The 22179-nt window shown below is 69.5% G+C and carries 14 protein-coding genes; 10 read left to right on the top strand and 4 right to left on the bottom strand.

The window, feature by feature from the left end; translation table 11 throughout:
* The first annotated feature begins 54 nt into the window (after nt 1-54).
* Complete coding sequence (locus ABB07_RS08585; RefSeq protein ID WP_208898160.1) at nt 55-945, top strand: sensor histidine kinase; 891 nt, start codon at nt 55-57, stop codon at nt 943-945.
* Here ABB07_RS08585 and ABB07_RS08580 read toward each other — a convergent pair.
* Complete coding sequence (locus ABB07_RS08580; RefSeq protein ID WP_208898159.1) at nt 906-3572, bottom strand: SpoIIE family protein phosphatase; 2667 nt, start codon at nt 3570-3572, stop codon at nt 906-908. The two genes, ABB07_RS08585 and ABB07_RS08580, sit on opposite strands and share 40 nt — an antisense overlap.
* Before the next feature lie 546 nt (nt 3573-4118).
* Nucleotides 4119-7925 carry a GH92 family glycosyl hydrolase gene (locus ABB07_RS08575; protein WP_244189274.1) on the bottom strand — a complete coding sequence of 1269 codons (3807 nt, stop codon included), beginning with the start codon at nt 7923-7925 and terminating at the stop codon, nt 4119-4121.
* 341 nt (nt 7926-8266) lie between these two features.
* Between ABB07_RS08575 and ngcE the strand changes: the two genes are divergently transcribed.
* The 9 genes from ngcE (at nt 8267) to ABB07_RS08530 (ending at nt 20329) form a co-directional block, all read left to right on the top strand.
* On the top strand, nt 8267-9709 hold the full coding sequence (gene ngcE / locus ABB07_RS08570; protein WP_208898158.1) for an N-acetylglucosamine/diacetylchitobiose ABC transporter substrate-binding protein: 1443 nt from the start codon (nt 8267-8269) through the stop codon (nt 9707-9709).
* A gap of 121 nt (nt 9710-9830) precedes the next feature.
* A complete protein-coding gene (locus ABB07_RS08565) occupies nt 9831-10766 on the top strand; it encodes a carbohydrate ABC transporter permease (protein ID WP_208898157.1) in 936 nt (311 codons plus the stop codon).
* Between the two features lie 12 nt (nt 10767-10778).
* On the top strand, nt 10779-11699 hold the full coding sequence (locus ABB07_RS08560; protein ID WP_208898156.1) for a carbohydrate ABC transporter permease: 921 nt from the start codon (nt 10779-10781) through the stop codon (nt 11697-11699).
* Between the two features lie 187 nt (nt 11700-11886).
* Nucleotides 11887-13086 carry an ROK family transcriptional regulator gene (locus ABB07_RS08555; protein WP_208898155.1) on the top strand — a complete coding sequence of 400 codons (1200 nt, stop codon included), beginning with the start codon at nt 11887-11889 and terminating at the stop codon, nt 13084-13086.
* 133 nt (nt 13087-13219) lie between these two features.
* On the top strand, nt 13220-14320 hold the full coding sequence (locus tag ABB07_RS08550) for a sugar ABC transporter substrate-binding protein (protein ID WP_208903341.1): 1101 nt from the start codon (nt 13220-13222) through the stop codon (nt 14318-14320).
* Between the two features lie 186 nt (nt 14321-14506).
* On the top strand, nt 14507-15298 hold the full coding sequence (locus tag ABB07_RS08545) for an ATP-binding cassette domain-containing protein (RefSeq protein ID WP_208898154.1): 792 nt from the start codon (nt 14507-14509) through the stop codon (nt 15296-15298).
* A complete protein-coding gene (locus tag ABB07_RS08540; RefSeq protein ID WP_208898153.1) occupies nt 15295-16587 on the top strand; it encodes a sugar ABC transporter permease in 1293 nt (430 codons plus the stop codon). The genes ABB07_RS08545 and ABB07_RS08540 overlap by 4 nt, the downstream gene beginning before the upstream one ends.
* A gap of 135 nt (nt 16588-16722) precedes the next feature.
* Nucleotides 16723-18651, top strand: coding sequence for a 1-deoxy-D-xylulose-5-phosphate synthase (dxs, locus tag ABB07_RS08535; RefSeq protein ID WP_208903340.1), 1929 nt, complete (start codon nt 16723-16725; stop codon nt 18649-18651).
* Between the two features lie 154 nt (nt 18652-18805).
* Complete coding sequence (locus ABB07_RS08530; RefSeq protein WP_208898152.1) at nt 18806-20329, top strand: amino acid permease; 1524 nt, start codon at nt 18806-18808, stop codon at nt 20327-20329.
* Between the two features lie 93 nt (nt 20330-20422).
* Here ABB07_RS08530 and ABB07_RS08525 read toward each other — a convergent pair whose 3' ends face one another.
* Nucleotides 20423-20821: a PIN domain-containing protein gene (locus ABB07_RS08525; RefSeq protein WP_208898151.1), complete on the bottom strand. Its 399-nt coding sequence runs from the start codon at nt 20819-20821 to the stop codon at nt 20423-20425.
* A gap of 41 nt (nt 20822-20862) precedes the next feature.
* Entirely contained in the window at nt 20863-21873 is a 1011-nt protein-coding gene (locus ABB07_RS08520) for a hypothetical protein (RefSeq protein WP_244189273.1), read from the bottom strand.
* Between the last annotated feature and the right edge of the window lie 306 nt (nt 21874-22179).

Genomic DNA, 22179 nt, shown 5'->3' with positions numbered 1-22179 from the left:
CGGCCCGGCCGTAACACAGCCTTCCCTCAGCGGATCGGCACCGCATCGCTCGAAGTGGACCGCCCCACCGGACTCGCCCAGCTCGGCGCACCCGAAGCCGGCCCCGGCACCGAGGCCGGCCAGGGGGGCGCCGCCCCCGACCGCATGATCGACCAGGCCGAGGCCGCGCGCGCCGAACGCCGCCGCGGCGAGGAGCGGATGCGCCGTTTCATCGCCGACGCCGGTCATGAACCGCGCACCCCGCTCGCCTCCCTCGCCGGCTGTGCCGAGCCGATGAGCCGGCTCGCACCCGACGCGGTCCGGCACCGGATCACGGCCGGGTCGGCCCGGATGACGGGTCTCGTCGAGGACCTGCTCCTGCTCGCACGGCTGGACGCGGGCCGGTCCCTCCACGGCGCCGAGGTGGACCTCGCGGCGGTGGTCGCGGAGGCGGTGGCGGACCCCCGCACGCGCGGAGCGGACCACGTCCGGCGGCGCCAACTGCAAGTTGAATCAGCGGTGTTGACCGTAGGGGACCACCCGCACCTCAAGCAGGCGGTGACCGCGCCGCTCGTCAACGCCCGTGTGCACACCCCGCCCGGTACGACGGTCACCGTCGCTCTCGAGACCACGGCCGGCCGGCACACCGTCCGCGTCGCGACGACGGCCCGGGTTTCCGCACGACCTGCTCCCCGCGGTCTCCGGCCCCGTCACCCGCGCCGCTCCCTCCCGCACCTGCACGGGCCTCGGCGAGGGCGGCTCGGGACTGGGCCTCGGCGAGGGCGGCCCGGGACTGGGCCTCGCGGCGGTGGTGGCGATCACCGGGGCGCACCGGGGTCGTATCGACGTCCACAGCGCGCCGGGCCGCACCGGTTCCGTATCGGGCTCCCCGTCGCCGAGGCGCTGCCCGGAGAACCGGCCGTGCCCTACGGCAGTGCCTGCTCCGCCCAGATCACCTTGCCCTGAGGGCTGTACCGCACGCCCCAGCGCTCGGTCATCTGCGACACCAGGAACAGCCCACGGCCGCCCTCGTCGGTGGTCGCGGCGTACCGCAGGTGGGGGGAGGTGTTGCTGCCGTCGGCCACCTCGCAGATCAGCGTGCGGTCACGGATCAGCCGCACCCGGATCGGCTCGCCGCCGTAGCGGATGGCGTTGGTGATCAACTCGCTGAGCACGAGTTCCGTGGCGAAGCCCAGCTCGGTGAGGCCCCACTCGTCCAGTTTCGCGGACACGGCCAGGCGCATGTCCGCCACGGCCGCCGGGTCGGGGGGCACGTCCCACACGGCGACCCGGTCGGGGGTCAGGGCCTGGGTGCGCGCGACGAGCAGCGCCACGTCGTCCGTGGGCCGCTCGGGCAGCAGCTCGTCCAGCACCGCCTGGCAGCTCTCGTCCGGTGCCCGTCCGGGATGGCCCGCCAGGGCCTGCCGCAGCAGCTCCATGCCTTCGTCCAGGTCCCGGGCCCGGTCCTCGATGAGACCGTCGGTGTACAGCACGAGCTCGGTGCCCTCGGCCAGCTGGAGCTCCGCCGTCTGGAACGGCATGCCCCCGATGCCGAGCGGGGGCCCGGCCGGTACGTCGGCGAAGGTGGCGCTGCCGTCGGGGTGGACCAGCGCCGGTGCCAGGTGTCCCGCCCGCGCCATGGTGCAGCGGCGCGTCACCGGGTCGTAGATCGCGTACAGACAGGTCGCGCCGGCGATCCCGGCCGCGTCCGCACCGGCCTCGTCCGTGTCGATGCGGCCGACCAGGTCGTCCAGGTGGCCCAGCAGCTCGTCGGGCGGCAGGTCGAGGGCGGCGAAGTTGTGCACCGCGGTGCGCAGCCGTCCCATGGTGGCGGCCGCGTGCAGGCCGTGGCCGACCACGTCGCCGACGACCAGCGCCACCCGGCTCCCCGGCAGCGGGATCACGTCGAACCAGTCCCCGCTGACCCCCGACTGCGCGGGCAGATAGCGGTAACCGACATCCAGGGCGCTCTGCTCGGGCAGCGCCCGCGGCAGCAGACTGCGCTGCAGGGTGACCGCCAGCGCGTGCTCACGGGCGTACCGGCGGGCGTTGTCGATGCTGACCGCGGCGCGCGCCACCAGCTCCTCCGCCAGCGACAGGTCCTCCTCCTCGAAGAGCTCCCGCTTGGCGCGCCAGAAGGTCGCCGTGCCCAGCACCACACCGCGGGCCCGGATCGGGGCGACGATGAGCGACTGGATGCCGTAGTCGAGGAGCTCCCGGGCGCGCCGGGGATCCTGCGCCTGCCAGTCCCGTACGGCGGACAGGTCGGTCACCAGCTCCGAGTGGCCGGTGCCGTAGCCCCGTGCCTGGGGCGTGGACGGCAGGAAGTCGATCAGCCGGTCCTTCTCGTAGAAGGGATGGTCGTCCCGGATGCCGTGGACGGCGATGCGCCGCATGTCGGTCGCGGTGGCGGCCGGCTCCTCGCCGCGCAGCACGGCGTCGGCCAGGTCCACGGTGACGAAGTCGGCGAAGCGCGGCACGGCGATCCGCGCCAGCTCGTCCGCCGTACGGGTCACGTCGAGGCTGCTGCCGATGCCCAGACCGGCGTCGTACAGCAGCTTGAGCCGCTCCCTGGCGACGTCCGCGCGTCCGGACAGTGCCTGGAGCTCGGTGGAGTCCCGGAGGGTCACCACGGTCCCTCCGGGGCATCCGGCCCGGTCCGTGGGCCGCTGGTTGACCGCCAGCAGCCGTTCCCCGGCGAACAGCACCTCATCGGTGGCCTCGCGCCCGGAGACGAGCAGCTCCACGATCTCCGGCTCCAGGCCCGAGAGCGTGGAGACCGGCCGGCCCTCGGCCTCGGCGGGCAGGTCGAGGAGCCGCCTGGCCTCGTCGTTGACCAGCAGCAGCCGCTCGTCGGCACCGACGATGAGCACGCCTTCCCGCACCGAGTGCAGCACCGTGTCGTGGTGCTCGTACATGCGGGTCATCTCGTCCGGGGCCAGGCTGTGGGTCTGCCTCCGCAGCCGCCTGCCCACCAGCGCCGTGCCCCCGGTCGACAGCACGAGCGCCACGGCCCCCGAGGCCAGGATGAGCGGCAGCTGCCGGTGCACCTCGCTGGTGACGTTCTTGACCTTCAGCCCGGCGGAGACGAGAGCGACGACCTTGCCGCGGGTGTCGTCGATCGGAACGGTCGCCTGTTCCTCGTGGCCCAGCGGGCCGTGGACGCTCTCGGTGTACACCTTGCCGGCCAGCGACGGCCCGATCGTGCCCACGAACCGGTGGCCGATCTTGCTCGGAATCGGGTGGGTGTAGCGGATGCCGTGGGTGTCCATGACCACGATGAAGTCGACGCCCGCCGACTTGCGGGCCCTCTCCGTGAGCGGCTGGAGGATCTTGGACGGCTGCGGCGTCTTCAGCGCCTGCAGGATCCCGGGGGAGTGCGCGAAGGTCTGGGCGACGGCTATGGACCGGCGCCTGGCCTCGCTGCCGGTGTCCCGCTGCGACTGCAGGACGAGGGCGAGGACGCCGCAGACGACGAGCACCGCGACCAGCGCCACCTGCAGGACGAAGACCTGCCCGGCGACGCTTCGGGGGCTCTTGCCGATCACGGAGCGCCAGGGGAGACGTCTGCGTCGGTCAGTCATGTCCGACATGCGGCATTTGTAGCACCGGGTTCAGCGGGTGGCTATGGCCTGTCCGCGAGCCGGACACTCATTCCGCCCCGATCGGCGCACATCCTCCCTGGTCGCGAGCGCGGACGGCGGTCCCGGGGCGGGTGAGAAAAATCGGCGCGCGGGCCGCGAACAGCTCTGGGCGGACCCGGTGTTCATGTGCACCGGGTCCGCGAGCCGGGCGGGTGAGGGGGGTGTGGGTACCCGACCGGGTGAGGAGCGGTCTGTGAGGTGGACCACAATGTGCGACAACGTTGTCTTATGGTCTGCACATGACTCTACCGCCCGAACCGACAACGATGTCAACCGACTTCGGATAGCCCGACCGGGTGATCCCCGGCGCGGCCTGGCGGGCGCACGCGACCACGTGTGTTACGGCTGGGGCCCGTTGGCGCCCCTGCGGCTCGTGCGCCTGATGGTGCGCGGTCCGGGCGCGAGGGCGAGGGACCGAGAAATCGGTGGCCCAGGAGGGGTTGGATCCCTGCCGGGCCACCGCCCCACCGCCTGTCCGACCGCGGGACGACGTGGTCAGGCCAGCAGCTCCACCTCCGCCAGGGTCGACTCGCCGTCCAGGACCAGCCGGTACTTCGGGTACGTGCCCGGCGCGGCGATGGTGAACGCCCGGGTCTGGCGGTCCCAGGTGAACGACTCCCCGGAGCGGTGGTCCAGGGTCTGCCAGGTGGTGCCGTCCGTGGAGCCCTGGAGGGTCCAGCCGGTCGGCGCCCGGGTGTGGTCCGTCGAGGAGGTCAGCGTGTACTGGACCGGCCTCACCGCCCCGCCCACCGGCAGATCCACCGAGGTGACCGTGGCGTCCGTCGCCGAGGTGTCGTCGAAGAGCGGGCCGTCCCCCTTCAGGACGTCCGAGCGGGGCGCCGGCACCTTGTCGTCCCGGGTGATGGAGACGGGGGCGGCGTTCTCGCCCGTGCCCCAGGCCGACGGCTCGGCGCCCATGGAGAACTGCAGCACCCCGCCCCTGGACAGCAGCGAGTGGGGCAGCGAAGTCGACGTCCAGCGACGGCCGTTGAACGTCACGCCCTGGACGTACACGTTCCTCGCGCTGTTGCCGGGCGCCTTGATCACCAGGTCGCGGCCGTTCTCCAGGTGCACGGTGACCTTCTTGAACAACGGCGAGCCGATCGCGTACTCGCCGCTGCCCATCACCAGCGGGTAGAAGCCCAGCGCGGAGAACAGGTACCAGCCCGACTGCTCGCCGTTGTCCTCGTCGCCGTGGTAGCCCTGCCCGATCTCGCTGCCGAGGTAGAGCCGGGAGAGGATCTCCCGGACCGCCGCCTGCGTCTTCCAGGGCTCGCCGGCCGCGTCGTACATGTACGCCACGTGGTGCGCGACCTGGTTGGACTGGCCGAGCATGCCCATCCGGACGTCCCGTGCCTCGGTCATCTCGTGTATGACACCGCCGTAGGAGCCGACGTAGTCCGGGGAAGCGGTCTCCGGGGTGGAGAAGAACGCGTCCAGCTTCTCGGCGAGGCCCTGCCGGCCGCCGTAGAGGTTGGCCAGGCCCCGGCTGTCCTGCGGGACGCTGAAGGCGTAACCCCAGCCGTTCGTCTCCGTGTAGTCGTAACCCCAGACGCGCGGGTCGTACGCCGAGGAGTCCACCCGCCAGTCGCCCTTGGCGTCACGGCCCTGGAAGAAACCCCCCGCCTTGGGGTCGAAGAGGTTCACATAGTCCCGGGCGCGGTTGAGGAAGTACTGGGACTCCTCCTTGTAGTGCTTCTCGCCCGTCTTCTCGTACAGGGCCTTGCCCATCCTCGCGATGCCGTAGTCGTTGACGTAGCCCTCCATCGCCCAGGACAGGCCCTCGTCGGTCGCGGTGCTGGTGTAACCGAGGAACGGCGAGGTGCTCATGCCCTTGCGGCCCACGCCCGACATCGGCGGCACCACGGTCGCGTTCTTCAGGGCCGCGTCGTAGGCCGCCTTCGCGTCGAACTTCACGCCCTTCACATAAGCGTCGGCGAACGCCACGTCCGAGGAGGTGCCGGTCATCAGGTCGGCGTACCCCGGCGAGGACCAGCGCGAGGTCCAGCCGCCGTCCTTGTACTGCTGCACGAAGCCGTCGACCATCTCGCCCGCCTGGGACGGGGTGAGGAAGGAGTACGCCGGCCACGTGGTCCGGTAGGTGTCCCAGAAGCCGTTGTTGACGTACACCTTGCCGTCCACGATCTTCGCGCCGGTGTGGGTCGGGGTGTCCTGGCTCGGCATGGGGGAGAAGGGGGAGGCGTACTGGTCCTTGTCACCCACCTTCTCGAAGCCCGAGTTCGGGTACAGGTACAGCCGGTACATGCCGGAGTACAGCGTGGTCAGCTGGTCCGGGGTCGCCCCCTCCACCTCGACCTTGCCGAGCAGGTCGTCCCAGGTGCGCTGCGCCCGCTCCTTCACCGTGTCGAAGGAGGTGCCGTCCGGGATCTCCTGGCGCAGGTTGTCCTTCGCCTGGTCGATGCTGATCAGCGAGGTCGCCAGGCGCAGCGTGACGGTGTGGTCCGCGCCCGCGTCGAAGCGCAGGTAGCCCTTCACCCCGCTCGATCCGCCGTCCGTCACCGGCTTGTCGAACTCGCCGTACACGAAGAGGCGGGTCGCGCCGGTCGACAGCCCCGACTTCACGTCCGAGTAACCGGTGACGACCCCGTGCTCCTGGTCCAGCGTCAGCCCGGCCTGCTCGGTGACGTTGTCGAACAGCACGCTCGCGTCGTCGCCGGGGTAGGTGAAGCGCAGCACGGCCGCGTGGTCGGTCGGGGTCATCTCGGCCTTGAGACCGTTTTCGAAACGGACCCCGTAGTAGTACGGCCGCGCGGTCTCGTTCTCGTGCCGGAACGGCAGCGCGCGCGCCTCGCGCCCGGTGTCCGGGGTGCCGGACGCGGCCGACGGCATCACCTGGAAGGTCTGCCGGTCACCCATCCACGGGCTCGGCTCATGACTCGCGCTGAACGCCTGGATCGTGGGCAGGTTGTCGTCGTTGTTCGCACGTGCGTACTCGTAGAGCCAGCTCAGCGACGACGCGTTGGTCACCGGCGTCCAGAAGTTGAAGCCGTGCGGCAGGGCGGTCGCCGGGAAGTTGTTGCCGCGCGAGAAGCTGCCGCTGGAGTTGGTGCCGCGCGTGGTCAGCGCGTAGTCCGACAGATGCGCCTTCGGTTTCTCCGGCGGAACCGGTTTCAGCGACACGTCGTCGATCCAGCCCCGGAACTTCGCCGGCCCCGCGGGGGAGTCGTACGCCACCAGGATCCGGTCGACCGTCCGGCCGGCCGCCACCGCACCGATCCGCGCGACCACGTTGTTCCACTGGTTGACGTACAGCGCCTTCGACCCGCCCTGCCCGCGCGGCGACAGCGGGAACCCGTGCTGGTCCAGCGCGCCCAGACCGCTCAGATACGTGCCGTCGGTGAAGGCCAGGTCCAGGGAGACGTTGGTGGCGTCGTAGTCCCGGTCGCCGTCGGCCATCTGCGGGAAGATCCGGTACGACAGCTGGGTGTCGCCGCCGACCTTCACGTTCACGTCGAAGACCTTGTTGTACGAGTACGCCCGGCCGCCCGCCGTGTGCCGCCCGGCGTAGCGCAGCGCCCTCTTGCCGGTGAACCCGACCCGTGCCTTGGCCGTCGGCGAGGCGGTCGGGCCCTTGTCGACCAGCGTCAGCATGTCCTGCGGCACCGAGCCGCCCCCGCCGCCGGTGGAGAACTGCACATCGGCGAGCTGCAGGATGCCCGAGGCGCCGTTGTTCTTCGTGACCTCCAGCCGGAAGTGCTGGTACTCGGCGGGCTCGGCCAGGTCGTAGGACTTGGTCTGGAAGCGCTCGGAGAAGGTCTCGCCCGCGCGGCTGTCGACCGTCTTCCAGTCCTTGCCGTCGGTGGAGCCGAGCAGCGCCCAGTCCCTGGGGTCGCGCTCGGCGTAGTCGTTGGCCGAGGTCAGCGCGTACGTCACCAGCTTGACGGGCCTGTCGAGGTCGAACTCCACCCAGCCGGTGGGCTGGAAGGTCAGCCACTTGGTGCCGGGCTCGCCGTCGGCCAGGTTCTCCTTGACCTCGCCCGCGCCCGTGTTCTCGCCGCTCGCCCGGACCTCGGTGACATGGTCGTTCACATTGCCCGGTATGCCGGTGCTGTAGCCGCCGTCGACACCCGAGGCGCGCTTGGTGCCGTCCGGTGCGGTGTCGACGGTATTCAGCCAGTCCGGAGCCGGATCACCCGGCTCGAACGAGGACGCGAACTCCCGGGCGGCGGCCGGGGCCTTGGCGGGCAGGGCCACCGCCGCGCCCTGTGCACCGGCGGCCATGACAAAGGCGGCCGTGAGGACGACCGCCGGACCCCATCTGTGCCGAGTTCTCCGCTGCATCTACGGATTCCCCTCCTGCGACCGCTCTGGACAACGTTGTCAACTTCGGTGCGCAGGAACCAGTAGTGCGTCAAGTGGCCGGTGGTGTCAAGGGTGTTGGGTGTGGCATTCAGGCACTTATGTCGCGAGTTTTTCCGCCAGGGGCTTCACAGGGGCCTCTTATTTCCGCGAGGTCTCAACTCGGAAAAGACCCATGGCGAACCTTGCATTCGATCTTGCTCCGCTGGCGGGAAGTGGACTATACCTGTCGGCGTTTCCCGCACGACCCTGCACTACCCGACCGCGGTGCCGGGGAGGATCCGGTTCACCGCCTGAGTCCTGGAGAGAGCGAGGACTTGAGCATGGGATCCACTGCGCACCACGGTGGCGAAGGTGTCGGCCGCCGCGATCTGATCAAGCGTTCGGCCGCCCTCGGCCTGGTGGCGGCCCCCGCGATGGGCCTGCTGTCCGCCTGCGCGAGCGGCGGCGGCGGCACCAACGCGGACGAGGGCAACACCAAGGGAAAGGCGACCAAGGACAACCCCTTCGGCGCCAAGAGCGGCAGCAAACTCGATGTCGTCGTCTTCAAGGGCGGATACGGCGACGACTACGCCAAGGCGTGGGAGGCCGACTTCAGCAAGAAGCTCGGCATCACCTCGACCCACACCGGCACCCAGGAGATCACCGGCAAGCTGCAGCCGCGCTTCAACGCCGGCAACCCGCCGGACGTCGTGGACGACTCCGGCGCCCAGCAGATCAAGGTCGACGTCCTCTACAAGAACGGTTCGCTGCTCGACCTCTCCGCGGTCCTGGACGCGCCCTCGGTCGACGACCCGGGCAAGAAGGTCCGGGACACCCTGATCCCCGGCACCCTCGACCCGGGCATCCAGGAGGGCAAGGTCGTCGCCCTCAACTACATCTACACGGTGTGGGGCCTGTGGTACTCCGGCAAGCTCTTCAAGCAGAAGGGCTGGACGCCGCCGAAGACCTGGGACGACTTCCTCGCCATCTGCCAGGACGCCAAGAAGCAGGGCATCGGCGGCCTCGCCCACCAGGGCAAGTACCCGTACTACATCAACGTCGCCATCATGGACATGATCGCCAAGAAGGGCGGGATCGACGCCGTCAAGGCGATCGACAACCTCGACCCGAAGGCGTTCGTCGGCTCCGACGCGGCCCAGGCGGGCATCGAGGCGATCTACGAGGTCGTCGAGAAGGGCCTGTTGATGCCCGGCACCAACGGCCTGACCCACACCGAGTCGCAGACCCGGTGGAACCAGTACAAGGCCGCGTTCATCACCTGCGGTTCCTGGCTGGAGAACGAGCAGCTGAAGCAGACGCCGACGGACTTCGACATGAAGTTCCTGCCGATGCCGCTGCTGCCCGGCAGCAAGATGCCGTTCGAGGCGATCCGGGCCGGCTCCGGTGAGCCGTTCATCATCCCGGCGAAGGCGGCCAACCTGCCCGGTGCCCAGGAGTTCATGCGGCGGATGCTGTCCAAGGAGTGGGCGACGCTGTTCGCCAAGGAGGCGAACTCGCTGACGATTCTGCAGGACGGTGTGGATCCGAGTGTGAAGCTGCGGCCCGGTACGCAGTCGACGGTGGAGGCCTCCAAGGCAGCCGGCTCCAACACCTTCCGCTATCTGTACCCCGACTGGTACAGCGAGATGGACACGGCGATCCAGAACGCGTCCAATGAGCTCATGGCGAAGCGTATTCAGCCGAAGGAATGGCTGAAGAGGTGTCAGGCGGCGGTGGACAAGCAGGCCAAGGACCCGGCGTCGAAGAAGAACCGGCACGAGTAGATTCGCCTTGGCGCCGTAGGGGTGCGGTGGTATTGCGCGTGCAGGTCCGCTGTGGCTTGTCGCGCAGTTCCCCGCGCCCCTTCCGGGGCGTTGGTGCTGACCGGAAATTTCAGGGGCAGGTATGCGCAAAGGGCAGTACCGGTTCGTCGCGGGGTTTCTCTTCGTTCCCGTGGTGCTTTATCTGATCTTCGTGATCTGGCCGTACATCCAGACGTTCGGCTATTCACTGACCGACTGGAAGGGGCAGTCGCAGACCTTCGGCTTCGTCGGTCTGGACAACTACAAGGCGCTGTTCCAGGACGATGTGTTCCTGGAGGCGATCTGGCACAACATCCTCTTCCTGATCTTCATCCCGGTGATCACGATCCTGCTCGCCCTGTTCTTCGCCTTCATGCTGAACGCGGGCGGACGCAGCAGGGCCGGCGGGGTGCAGGGCGTCGCGGGGTCGAAGTTCTACAAGATCGTGTACTTCTTCCCGCAGGTGCTGTCGCTGGCCATCCTCGCCGTGCTGTTCAACGCGGTGTACCGCAGTGACGGCGGCGGTCTGCTCAACGGCGCGCTGATCAAGATTGGCCTGGTCGACGCCGGCAACCCGATCGAATGGCTCAACGAGCCGAGCCTGGTGCTCTGGGCGCTGATGGTGGCCGTGATCTGGCAGGGCGTGGGCTTCTATCTGGTGCTGTTCTCGGCCGCCATGCAGTCCATCCCGAGGGACATCTACGAGGCCGCGCTGATCGACGGCGCGAGCCGCAACCAGTCCTTCTTCCGCATCACCCTGCCGCTGCTGTGGGACACCGTGCAGACCGCCTGGGTCTACCTCGGCATCGTCGCCATGGACATGTTCGTGCTGGTGTCCTCCATGACCCAGAGCATGGGCGCGTACGGCGGGGGCCCCGACCATCACAGCGATGTGATGGCGACCGTGATGATGCGCAACTTCCTCTACTACGGCAAGAGCGGCTACGCCTGTGCGATGGGCGTGGTCATGCTGCTGCTCACCCTGGTCCTGTCCGTGGTCACGCTGCGCGCCACCCGCCGTGAGCGCATCGAGTTCTGAGCGGGAGTAACGATGACTGCACTCAAGGAGACCGCCCCCGCTCCGGCCGAGGGGCCCGTGACGAAGGTGCCCGCGCGGCCGGGTGACCGGCGCGGCGAGGGCGTCGTACTGAACGTCTTCTCGCACGGGTTCCTCGCCCTGTGGGCGCTGCTGATCGTGCTGCCGCTGCTGTGGCTGGTGCTCAGCTCCTTCAAGACCGACGCGCAGATCGGCGGCTCCGCCTTCGGCTGGCCGCACGACTGGTCCTTCGGCGTCTTCCGGCGGGCCTGGAACAAGGGCATCGGGGACTACTTCCTGAACACCGTGATCGTCCTGGTGTTCTCCGTGCCGCTGACCATGCTGTTCGGCTCGATGGCGGCGTACGTGCTGGCCCGGTACCGGTTCTGGGGCAACCGGCTGCTGTACTACTTCTTCGTCGCCGGCGCCATGTTCCCGGTGTTCCTGGCCCTCGTCCCGCTGTTCTTCATGGTCAAGCGGCTGGACATGCTGAACACCTACCAGGGCCTGATCCTGGTCTACGTCGCCTACTCGATGCCGTTCACGGTGTTCTTCATGCACGCCTTCTTCCGGACCCTGCCCACGGCGGTCTTCGAGGCGGCGATCCTGGACGGCGCCTCGCACACCCGGACCTTCTTCCAGGTGATGCTGCCGATGGCGAAGCCGGGCCTGATCAGCGTGGGGATCTTCAACACCCTGGGCCAGTGGAACCAGTTCATCCTGCCCACGGTGCTCATGCAGCCGCAGAGCGGCTCCGACCCCGAGCGCTACGTCCTCACCCAGGGTCTGATCCAGCTGCAACAGCAGCAGGGATACGCCTCCGACCTGCCGGTTCTGTTCGCGGGTGTGACCATTGCGATGATCCCGATGCTGGTCGTCTACCTGTCCTTCCAGCGCCAGGTGCAGGCGGGCCTGACCTCGGCCACACTGAAGTAACGGGACGCTCCGCGAGCGTCCGTGCGCACACCGTTCCGGGCTTCCGGGCGGTGTGCGCACGTGTGTCCGGGCACCCGGAAACGGTTCAACCTCTTGACGTAAGACACCCCGAACGGCTCAGCTTAGAGTTCACTAGTTGGACATACGCGGGGCCTCGCCGAAGCGGCCCCGCGCTCAGGAGGTCGTCGTGGAGACTCCAGGGTCGCAGTCGTCGCTGCACCGAGCCAACCTGGAGCGGGTCGTACGGGCCGTGCGCCTTGCCGGATCCCTCACGCAGGCGGAGATCGCGCGGACGACCGGTCTGTCCGCCGCGACCGTCTCCAACATCGTGCGGGAGCTGAAGGACGGCGGAACCGTCGAGGTCACGCCCACGTCGGCGGGCGGGCGGCGGGCCCGCAGCGTCAGCCTGAGCGGGGACGCCGGGATCGTGATCGGTGTCGACTTCGGGCACACCCATCTGCGCGTCGCGATCGGGAACCTCGCCCACCAGGTGCTGGCCGAGGAGGCCGAGCCGCTGGACGTCGACGCGTCCGCGGCCCAGGGCTTCGACCGGGCGGAGGAGCTGGTCAGCCGCCTGATCGCGGCCACGGGCGTGAACCGGTCCAAGGTGGCCGGCGTGGGACTCGGCGTGCCCGGCCCGATCGACGTGGAGTCGGGCACCCTGGGGTCCACCGCGATCCTGCCCGGCTGGGGCGGCACCAAGCCCGCCGAGGAGCTGCGCGAGCGGCTCGGCGTGCCCGTGCACGTGGACAACGACGCCAACCTCGGCGCCCTCGGCGAGCTGGTCTGGGGCAGCGGCAAGGGCGTCCGGGACCTGGCGTACATCAAGGTCGCGAGCGGTGTCGGCGCCGGTCTGGTGATCGACGGGAAGATCTACCGCGGGCCGGGCGGCACGGCCGGAGAAATCGGTCATATTACACTCGACGAATCCGGCCCGGTCTGCCGTTGCGGGAACCGCGGCTGCCTGGAGACGTTCGCGGCCGCGCGCTATGTGCTCCCGCTGCTCCAGCCCAGCCACGGCCCCGACCTCACCATGGAAGGCGTCGTACGGCTGGCCAGGGACGGAGACCCGGGCTGCCGTCGGGTGATCGCCGACGTCGGCCGCCACATCGGCAGTGGAGTGGCCAATCTCTGCAATCTCCTCAACCCGAGCCGGGTGGTCCTCGGCGGTGATCTCGCCGAGGCCGGTGAGCTGGTGCTCGGGCCGATCAGGGAGTCCGTCGGCCGCTACGCCATCCCCAGCGCGGCGCGCCAACTGTCCGTTCTCCCGGGGGCACTTGGCGGTCGCGCCGAGGTGCTCGGAGCGCTCGCCCTCGCCCTCAGCGAGATGGGTGATTCGACACTTTTGGACGGTTCTCTGCCCGTGGCCGCCCCTGCCTTCACTTAGAGAACGGATGGCACCGTTGCCATCTCGTTAAGGATTTACTTCTTGACGTCGCACGTGTGGCCGAGTTGACTTCCAGCCACCTCGGCCGCAACGACGCGGCCTCGTCAGGGAGGTTTCTGAAGTGAACATGCGTATGCGTCGTGCGGCCTTCGCCGTTGCTGCTGGTGCCATGGCCGTCTCGCTCGCCGCCTGCGGCAGCGCCAAGCAGTCCGGTGGCGGCTCCTCCAAGTCGTCCGGCCCCAAGAAGGGCGACGCGATCACGGTCGGTCTGCTCCTGCCGGAGAACCAGACCGCCCGCTACGAGAAGTTCGACAAGCCCTTGATCGAGAAGAAGGTCCAGGAGCTCACGGGCGGCAAGGGCAAGGTCGTCTACGCCAACGCCAAGCAGGACGCCACGCTGCAGAACCAGCAGGTCGACACCATGATCACCAACAAGGTGGACGTGCTGATCGTCGACTCGGTGGACGCCGCGGCCATCAAGAACTCGGTGCAGAAGGCCAAGGACGCCGGCATCCCGGTCGTCGCCTACGACCGCCTGGCGCAGGGCCCGATCGACGCGTACACCTCGTTCGACAACGAGACGGTCGGCAAGACCCAGGGCGAGGCCCTGCTGAAGGCCCTGGGCTCCAAGGCCAAGTCCGGCAAGATCGTCATGATGAACGGTTCCTCCACCGACCCGAACGCCGCGCAGTTCAAGAAGGGCGCCCACGAGGTGCTCGACGGCAAGGTGAACGTCGGCAAGGAGTACGACACCAAGGAGTGGAAGCCGGAGAACGCCAACTCCAACATGGAGGGCGCCATCTCCGCTCTGGGCAAGCAGAACATCATCGGCGTCTACTCCGCCAACGACGGCATGGCCGGCGGTATCATCACCGCCCTCAAGGCCGCCGGCATCTCCAACATCCCGGTCACCGGCCAGGACGCGGAGCTCGCGGGTGTCCAGCGCATCGTCGCCGGTGAGCAGTACATGAGCGTCTACAAGCCGTACGCCCCGGAGGCAGCCGCCGCCGCCGAGATGGCCGTGGACCTCGCCCAGGGCAAGTCGCTCGACTCCGTCGCCAAGGACAAGGTCGACAGCCCGACCACCAAGCAGGTCCCCTCGGTCCTGGTGCCCGTCACCGCGCTGACCAAGGACAACATCAAGGACACCGTCATCAAGGACGGCGTCTACACGGTGGCCGACATCTGCACCGCGCAGTACAAGGCGGCCTGCGACAAGATCGGTCTGAAGTAATCAGCCGCACGCGCCTTTCCAACTAGGGGAATTCACTCTTGAATTTCCCCAGCGGGAGGAAGGCGCCCCCAAGCTCCTCCGGTGCCCCGCACACACAAACAGCCCCGCAAGCTCGGTGCGGGGCGCCGGACGGATCTACCCCCCAAACTTCTGCACAACCTCCCGCCGGGTCAGGCGGCGAAGGAGATGGTTCACGTGTCCGCTACGCCCGTGCTGGCGTTGCGCGGGGTCTCCAAGCGGTTCGGTGCCGTTCAGGCGCTCACCGACGTAGAGCTTGAGGTCCACGCCGGTGAGGTGGTCGCCCTGGTGGGCGACAACGGCGCCGGAAAGTCCACGCTGGTCAAGACGATCGCCGGCGTGCACCCCATCGATGAGGGCGTCATCGAATGGGACGGCAAGGCCGTCCAGGTCAACAAGCCGCACGACGCCCAGAACCTGGGCATCGCGACGGTGTACCAGGACCTCGCGCTGTGCGACAACATCGACGTCGTCGGCAACCTGTTCCTCGGCCGGGAGATCCGCCGCCGCGGTGTGCTGGACGAGGTCGAGATGGAGCGGCGCTCGCGCGAGCTGCTGGACCAGCTCTCCATCCGCATCCCCAGCGTCCGCATCCCGATCGCCTCCCTCTCCGGCGGTCAGCGCCAGGTCGTCGCCATCGCCCGCTCCATGCTCGGCGAGCCCAAGCTGGTCATCCTCGACGAGCCCACCGCGGCCCTCGGCGTCGAGCAGACCGCCCAGGTCCTCGACCTGGTGGAACGGCTGCGGGAGCGCGGTCACGCCGTGATCCTCATCAGCCACAACATGGCCGACGTGAAGGCCGTCGCCGACAAGGTGGCGGTGCTGCGTCTGGGCAGGAACAACGGCGTCTTCGAGGTCAAGTCGACCTCGCAGGAAGAGATCATCTCCGCCATCACCGGCGCCACGGACAACGCCGTGACCCGTCGTGCGGCGCGCAGCAATGGGGAGATCAAGAAGTGAGCATCGACAAGACCTCCACGCCCCCCGAGGACGTGCCCGTGGAGAACCCCGAGGCGGCACGCGGCTCCGACGTCGCCGTCGATCCCCGTCTGCTGGTGCGCGAGCAGGGCCTCGCGGGCTACGTCACCGAGTTCAAGCGCAAGATGAAGGCCGGCGACCTCGGCTCCATCCCGGTCGTCATCGGTCTGGCCGTCATCTGGATCATCTTCCAGAGCCTGAACTCCAACTTCCTGACCGCGGGCAACCTCTCCGACATCTCCGTCGCCATGGTCGGCACGGGCATGATCGCCGTCGGTATCGTGTTCGTCCTGCTGCTCGGCGAGATCGACCTGTCGGTCGGTTCGCTCTCCGGTGTCGCGGGCGCCACCTTCGCGGTGCTCAACGTCACCCACGGCATGAACGAGATCCTGGCCCTGGTGCTGTCGATCCTCACCGGAACGGTCGCGGGCGCGGTGCAGGGCTTCTTCTTCGCGAAGATCGGCGTGCCGGCGTTCGCGGTGACCCTGGCCGGTCTGCTGTTCTGGAACGGCCTCATGCTCAAGATCCTGGGCGACAACGGCACGATCAACCTGAACGACACCGGTGTCGTCGCCAAGCTGACCAGCTACTACTTCTCCGACGTGGCCGCCGCCTACGGCCTCGCCATCGCGGTGACGGTGCTGTTCTTCCTCAGCTCCTACTTCGGCAACAAGCGCCGCGAGGCCGCCGGTGTGCCGTCCCGCCCGCTGAGCGAGACGATCCTGCGTACCGTGCTGCTGGCCATCGTGTCCTTCGCCGCCGCGGTCGTCTTCAACCAGTACAAGGGCCTGCCGCTGGCCGTGGTGGTCTTCGTCGCCGTGCTGTTCATCACGGACTTCGTGCTGCGCCGCACCTCGTACGGCCGCAAGGTCTTCGCGCTCGGCGGCAGCGTCGAGGCGTCCCGCCGTGCCGGTATCAACGTGGACCTGGTCCGGATCTCGGTGTTCGCCATCTCCGGCACGTTCGCGGCGATCGGCGGTCTGTTCATCGCCTCCAAGATCGCGTCCGCCAACCAGGGCGCCGGTGGCGGTGACCTGCTGATGAACGCGATCGCCGCCGCGGTCATCGGTGGTACGTCACTGTTCGGCGGGCGTGGGCGCACCTGGAACGCGCTCCTCGGTGTGCTGGTGATCGTCTCGATCCAGTACGGCCTCGCGCTGCAGGGCATCGCCTCGCCGGTGCAGTACATGATCACCGGTGGTGTGCTGTTGGCCACGGTGGTGATCGACGCGGTCACGCGCAAGACGCAGAAGACGGCGGGGCGTGCGTAACGCCTGGTCTTCGTAGGTCGAACAGCGCCCGGCACCTCGAAACGTGCCGGGCGCTGTCGTGTCGTGCAAAGCATGAACATTAGACTCGGGCGAGCCCGGCGAAAGCTCGATCAGCTCTACTGCAAGGAGGCACGGGTGCCGCTGCTGACCCGCATCACGGGACCGCGCGATCTGGACCGGCTCAGCCTGGAGGAGCTGGACCAGCTGGCGGAGGAGATCCGGGGCTTCCTCGTCCAGGAGGTCTCCAAGACCGGCGGGCACCTGGGCCCCAACCTCGGTGTGGTGGAGCTGACCATCGCCCTGCACCGGGTCTTCGACTCGCCGAAGGACAAGGTGCTCTGGGACACCGGCCACCAGTCCTACGTGCACAAGCTGCTCACCGGCCGGCAGGACTTCTCCCGGCTCAAGATGAAGGGCGGCCTGTCCGGCTACCCCTCGCAGGCGGAGTCCGAGCACGACGTCATCGAGAACAGCCACGCCTCCACCGTGCTCGGCTGGGCCGACGGCATCGCCAAGGCGAACCAGCTGAAGAAGCGCGACAGCCACGTCGTGGCGGTCATCGGCGACGGGGCGCTCACCGGCGGTATGGCCTGGGAGGCGCTGAACAACATCGCCGACGCCAAGGACCGCCCCCTGGTCATCGTCGTCAACGACAACGAGCGGTCGTACGCCCCCACCATCGGCGGCCTCGCCAACCACCTGGCGACGCTGCGCACGACGGACGGCTACGAGCGGTTCCTCGCCCGGACCAAGGAACTCCTGGAGCGCACCCCGGTCGTCGGCAGGCCGCTGTACGAGACGCTGCACGGGGCGAAGAAGGGCTTCAAGGACTTCATCGCGCCCCAGGGCATGTTCGAGGACCTGGGCCTGAAGTACGTCGGCCCGATCGACGGCCACGACATCGAGGCGCTGGAGTCCGCGCTGGCCCGTGCCAAGCGGTTCGGCGGGCCGGTCATCGTGCACTGCCTCACCGAGAAGGGCCGCGGCTACCAGCCCGCCCTGCAGGACGAGGCGGACCGCTTCCACGCCGTCGGCAAGATCCACCCGGACACCGGCCTGCCCATCGCCTCCTCCGGCGCCGACTGGACCTCCGTCTTCGGGGACGAGATGGTCAGGCTGGGCGAGGAGCGGGAGGACGTCGTCGCCATCACGGCGGCCATGCTGCAGCCGGTCGGCCTGGACAGGTTCGCCAAGCGGTTCCCCGAGCGGGTGTACGACGTCGGCATCGCCGAGCAGCACGGCGCCGTCTCCGCGGCGGGCCTCGCGTACGCCGGGCTGCACCCCGTCTTCGCCGTGTACGCCACCTTCCTCAACCGCGCCTTCGACCAGGTCCTCATGGACGTGGCCCTGCACAAGTGCGGGGTGACCTTCGTGCTGGACCGGGCCGGTGTCACCGGAACGGACGGTGCCTCGCACAACGGCATGTGGGACATGTCGATCCTGCAGGTCGTGCCCGGCCTCAGGCTGGCGGCCCCGCGGGACGCCGAGCAGGTGCGGGCCCAGCTGCGGGAGGCCGTCGCGGTGGACGACGCGCCGACCGTGGTGCGCTTCTCCAAGGGCGCCGTCGGACCCGCCGTACCCGCCGTGGGCCGGATCGGCGGCATGGACGTGCTGCGCGAGCCCGGCACCGACCGGCCGGACGTGCTGCTCGTCTCCGTGGGCGCCCTCGCCCCGATGTGCCTGGAGATCGCCGGTCTGCTCGACAAGCAGGGCATCTCCACCACCGTGGTCGACCCGCGCTGGGTCAAGCCCGTCGACGAGGCCATGGCACCGCTCGCCGAGCGGCACCGGGTCGTCGTCACCGTCGAGGACAACAGCCGCGTCGGCGGTGTCGGCTCCGCCGTCGCCCAGGCCCTGCGCGACGCGGGCGTGGACGTGCCGCTGCGCGACTTCGGCATCCCGCCGCGCTTCCTGGACCACGCCTCCCGCGCCGAGGTCCTCGCCGAGATCGGCCTGACCGCCCCGGACATCGCCCGCCAGGTCACCGGTCTCGTCGCCAGGCTGGACGGCCGGTTCGACCGTACGGCCGACGAGGTGGACTCCGTCGAGCCCGCGCGCGACTGACGCGGAACGCGCCTTTCACGGGCCGGTTCCGCCACTCCTTGCGGTGGCGGAACCGGCCCGTTTGCGTGAACCTGCCTGTGCCGGGGCATACGGATCCCGACCCTCTCGATCATGACGGGCCACGGCGAGGTCCCCAAGCGTGGGAGGCAGGCACGTGAGCAGCGCGCTGTTCAGGACGAAGAACGTCGAGCAGTCCATCCAGGACACCGAGGAACCGGAGCATTCGCTCAAGAAATCCCTCTCCGCGCTCGACCTGACCGTCTTCGGCGTCGGTGTCATCATCGGCACCGGCATCTTCGTCCTCACCGGACAGGTCGCCAAGAACAACGCCGGCCCGGCGGTGTCCCTGGCCTTCGTGGTGGCCGGCGTGGTCTGCGCGCTCGCCGCCCTCTGCTACGCCGAGTTCGCGTCCACGGTGCCCGTGGCGGGCTCGGCGTACACGTTCAGTTACGCCTCCCTGGGCGAGCTGCCGGCCTGGATCATCGGCTGGGACCTGGTCCTGGAGTTCGCGCTCGGTACGGCGGTGGTGGCGGTCGGCTGGTCCGGGTACATCCGCTCCCTGATGGACAACATCGGCTGGCATCTGCCGGACTACCTGGCCAGCCGGGACACCGCCTCCGGTTTCGGCTTCGACATCCTCGCCGCCGCCCTGGTGCTGGTGCTCACCTGCATCCTCGTGCTCGGCATGAAGCTGTCGGCCCGGATCACCTCGCTCGTCGTCGCCATCAAGGTGGTCGTCGTCCTCATCGTGATCGTCGCCGGTGCCTTCTTCATCACGTCCGCGAACTACTCGCCGTTCATCCCCAAGGCCCAGCCGGTGCCGGCCGGCGGCAACCTGAAGGCCCCGCTGATCCAGCTGATGTTCGGCTGGGCGCCCGCCAACTTCGGCGTGATGGGCATCTTCACGGCCGCCTCGGTGGTGTTCTTCGCGTTCATCGGCTTCGACATCGTGGCCACGGCCGCCGAGGAGACCCGCAACCCGCAGCGCGACATGCCGCGCGGCATCCTCGGTTCGCTCCTGATCTGCACCGTGCTGTACGTGGCCGTCTCCATCGTCGTCACCGGCATGGAGAAGTACTCCAAGCTGTCCGTGGACGCCCCGCTCGCCGACGCCTTCAAGGCCATCGGGCACCCCTGGTACGCGGGTGTGATCAGCTTCGGCGCCGCCGTCGGCCTGACCACGGTCTGCATGATCCTGCTCCTCGGCCAGACCCGGGTGTTCTTCGCGATGAGCCGCGACGGACTGCTGCCGCGCTTCTTCTCCCGCGTCCACCCGCGCTTCCGCACCCCGCACCGGCCGACCATCCTGCTCGGCGTGATCATCGCCGTCGTCGCCGGTTTCACCAGCCTCAGCCAACTGGCCGAGCTGGTGAACATCGGCACGCTCTTCGCGTTCGTCGTCGTCGCGATCAGCGTGATCATCCTGCGCCGCACCCGCCCGGACCTGCCGCGCGCCTTCCGCACCCCGTGGGTGCCGGTCATCCCCATCCTGTCGGTGTGCGCGTCGCTCTGGCTGATGCTCAACCTGCCGGCCGAGACCTGGCTGCGGTTCGCCATCTGGATGGTGATCGGTTTCGCCGTCTACTTCTTCTACGGCCGCTCCCACAGCCGGCTGGCCCCGGGCGGCCGGACCCCCACCGAAGAGCCCCAGCGACCGCCCACCGGAAACGCTCCGTAACCGTGTTCACCAGGCAGCGCTGAGGTCGTACGCCGGTCCCGACCCGGTGTCGTGCGCGTGCCGGGCCCCGCCCCCGCCCCGCCCGCGCCGGTCTCAGTCCAGTACCGTCCGGGGCCCCGTGACCCGTGCCCCGTGTTCCTGTACCCGGCGGCGCAGTTCCCGGTCGGCCGTGACGACGAGGCACGGGCGGTCGCTGGCCGCCGCGGCGAGGTCCACGATGTGGTCGTCGCCGCTGCCGGGCGCGTCCTCCACGCGCACCCCGGGCACCGAGGCCACGCCCCGGGCCGCCCCCTCCACCACCAGGACCAGCTCCAGCGGCCCGGGCAGGCCGGCCACGCCGGTCCGGGCGAGGGGCGCCAGCCGGTCGCGCAGGCGCTCGGCGGCCCCCCGGCGGTCGCGCCACCAGCCGTCGGGCACCGACCCGACGACGTTCGCACCGTCGACGACGAGCAGGGGGAGAGGCTCGTGCGCGGCGTCCGAGGTGTCGGTCATGTCGGTGGCAACCGCCTTGGTTCTGCGTGCTCCTGGCGGGCTCAGTGTGCCACGGGTTGCGGGGACCCGGTCGGCTCGGGTTTCCCGGCCCACCGGCCCGTGATCGCGGCGATCGCGGCGGCGGCGCGCTCGGCGGGCCGTCCGCCCGCGCGCACCGTGGGGGCGAACTCGACGTGCAGGAACGGCACATGGTCGGCGTCGGCCACCTGGCCCTGCACGTTGGTCAGGCCCTCCAGCGGACAGGACCGAGCCCAGGCCCGGCACACCCGGAAGCCGTGTTCCCGCAGGGCGTCGGCGAGGTCGCGGCCGTCCTGCCGGCCCGCCGACCCGGCACCGGTGGAGGCGACCACGTCGTCATCGGGCGCGGCGGAGGCGGCGAAGCCGTGCAACTGGATCCCGGGCAGCCCGCGGCGGGCCAGTTCGGCGCAGATGGCGTGGAAAACGGTGTCCCGCCGGTGCGCCACGTCCGCGGAATTGCCGACCCCGGCCTTGCGATGTGCTCCCGCGATCACCAGGATCCCGCCGGGCGAGCCGCGCAGCACCCGCACGCCCAGCTGCTCGGTGCCGAGGTCGAAGCCGGGATGCGGGACCTGCACCGACCAGCTCGGGCGGTGGTCCAGATCGAGGTAGACCCGGCCCCAGCCGCGCGGGGCCACGCCGGAGTCGGTGCGGTCGGCCACCTCGGCGTAGCGGCGCCCGGAGGGCCGGTCGAAGACCGTGCGCACGGTGAAGTCCCGTTGTGAGAGCCGCTGTTCCGCCTGTGCGCGGTGACCGTCGAGCCACTGGCCGATGGCCGCGGCGATGTCCTCGCGGTCCGCCTGGCCGGGCGGCAGATAGCCCCGCCCGGGGCCGAAGCGTCCGGTGTAGTCCGCCACCTCGCGCGCGAGGTCGATCTGCGCGGCACCCTTCGGGGCGGGCCGGCCGGGGCCGTCCGCGGTGCCGTCCGCGGTGCCGTCAGGGGTGCGGAGCAGGGCGGTGAGACCGGCCGCGAGACCGGTGATCACCAGCAGGACTGCTGCGAACGTGATGACGCGTGAGCGCTGTGCTCTCATGGTCGTATCACGATATCCCGGTGACCAGGCGCCGTAGCCGGACCCTGCTGTCCCTGCTGACCTCGCTCGCCCTGCTCGCCGCCGCTCTCCGGCTGCGGGCTCCTCTCCGACGGCGCGGGAGCCCAGGGCGGCGGGCGCTCCTTCACCGTCGCGGCCGCCGGGGACATTGAACGTCCGGGACGGCGGCACCGCCGACCGCACCGACGACGGCGTACGGGACTACCACCTGCTGGACGCGCCAGCCTGCTGAACCGCGGCGCGGCCCAGGACGGGCTGAAGCCGCTCACGTCTCTGCCCGGGTAGATG

The organism is Streptomyces incarnatus, assembly GCF_001027185.1.
GTDB lineage: Bacteria > Actinomycetota > Actinomycetes > Streptomycetales > Streptomycetaceae > Streptomyces > Streptomyces puniciscabiei.
The sequence above is the reverse complement of the archived record's forward strand: the minus strand, read 5'-3'. Positions and strand labels throughout refer to the sequence as shown.

Bases quoted from the DNA above. Each gene is read 5' to 3' on its own strand.
- ABB07_RS08580 (WP_208898159.1), bottom strand. From the start codon at position 3,572: ATGTCGGACATGACTGACCGACGCAGACGTCTCCCCTGGCGCTCCGTG.
- ABB07_RS08575 (WP_244189274.1), bottom strand. From the start codon at position 7,925: ATGCAGCGGAGAACTCGGCACAGATGGGGTCCGGCGGTCGTCCTCACG.
- ngcE (WP_208898158.1), top strand. From the start codon at position 8,267: ATGGGATCCACTGCGCACCACGGTGGCGAAGGTGTCGGCCGCCGCGAT.
- ABB07_RS08565 (WP_208898157.1), top strand. From the start codon at position 9,831: ATGCGCAAAGGGCAGTACCGGTTCGTCGCGGGGTTTCTCTTCGTTCCC.
- ABB07_RS08560 (WP_208898156.1), top strand. From the start codon at position 10,779: ATGACTGCACTCAAGGAGACCGCCCCCGCTCCGGCCGAGGGGCCCGTG.
- ABB07_RS08550 (WP_208903341.1), top strand. From the start codon at position 13,220: ATGCGTCGTGCGGCCTTCGCCGTTGCTGCTGGTGCCATGGCCGTCTCG.
- ABB07_RS08545 (WP_208898154.1), top strand. From the start codon at position 14,507: ATGGTTCACGTGTCCGCTACGCCCGTGCTGGCGTTGCGCGGGGTCTCC.
- ABB07_RS08525 (WP_208898151.1), bottom strand. From the start codon at position 20,821: ATGACCGACACCTCGGACGCCGCGCACGAGCCTCTCCCCCTGCTCGTC.
- ABB07_RS08520 (WP_244189273.1), bottom strand. From the start codon at position 21,873: ATGAGAGCACAGCGCTCACGCGTCATCACGTTCGCAGCAGTCCTGCTG.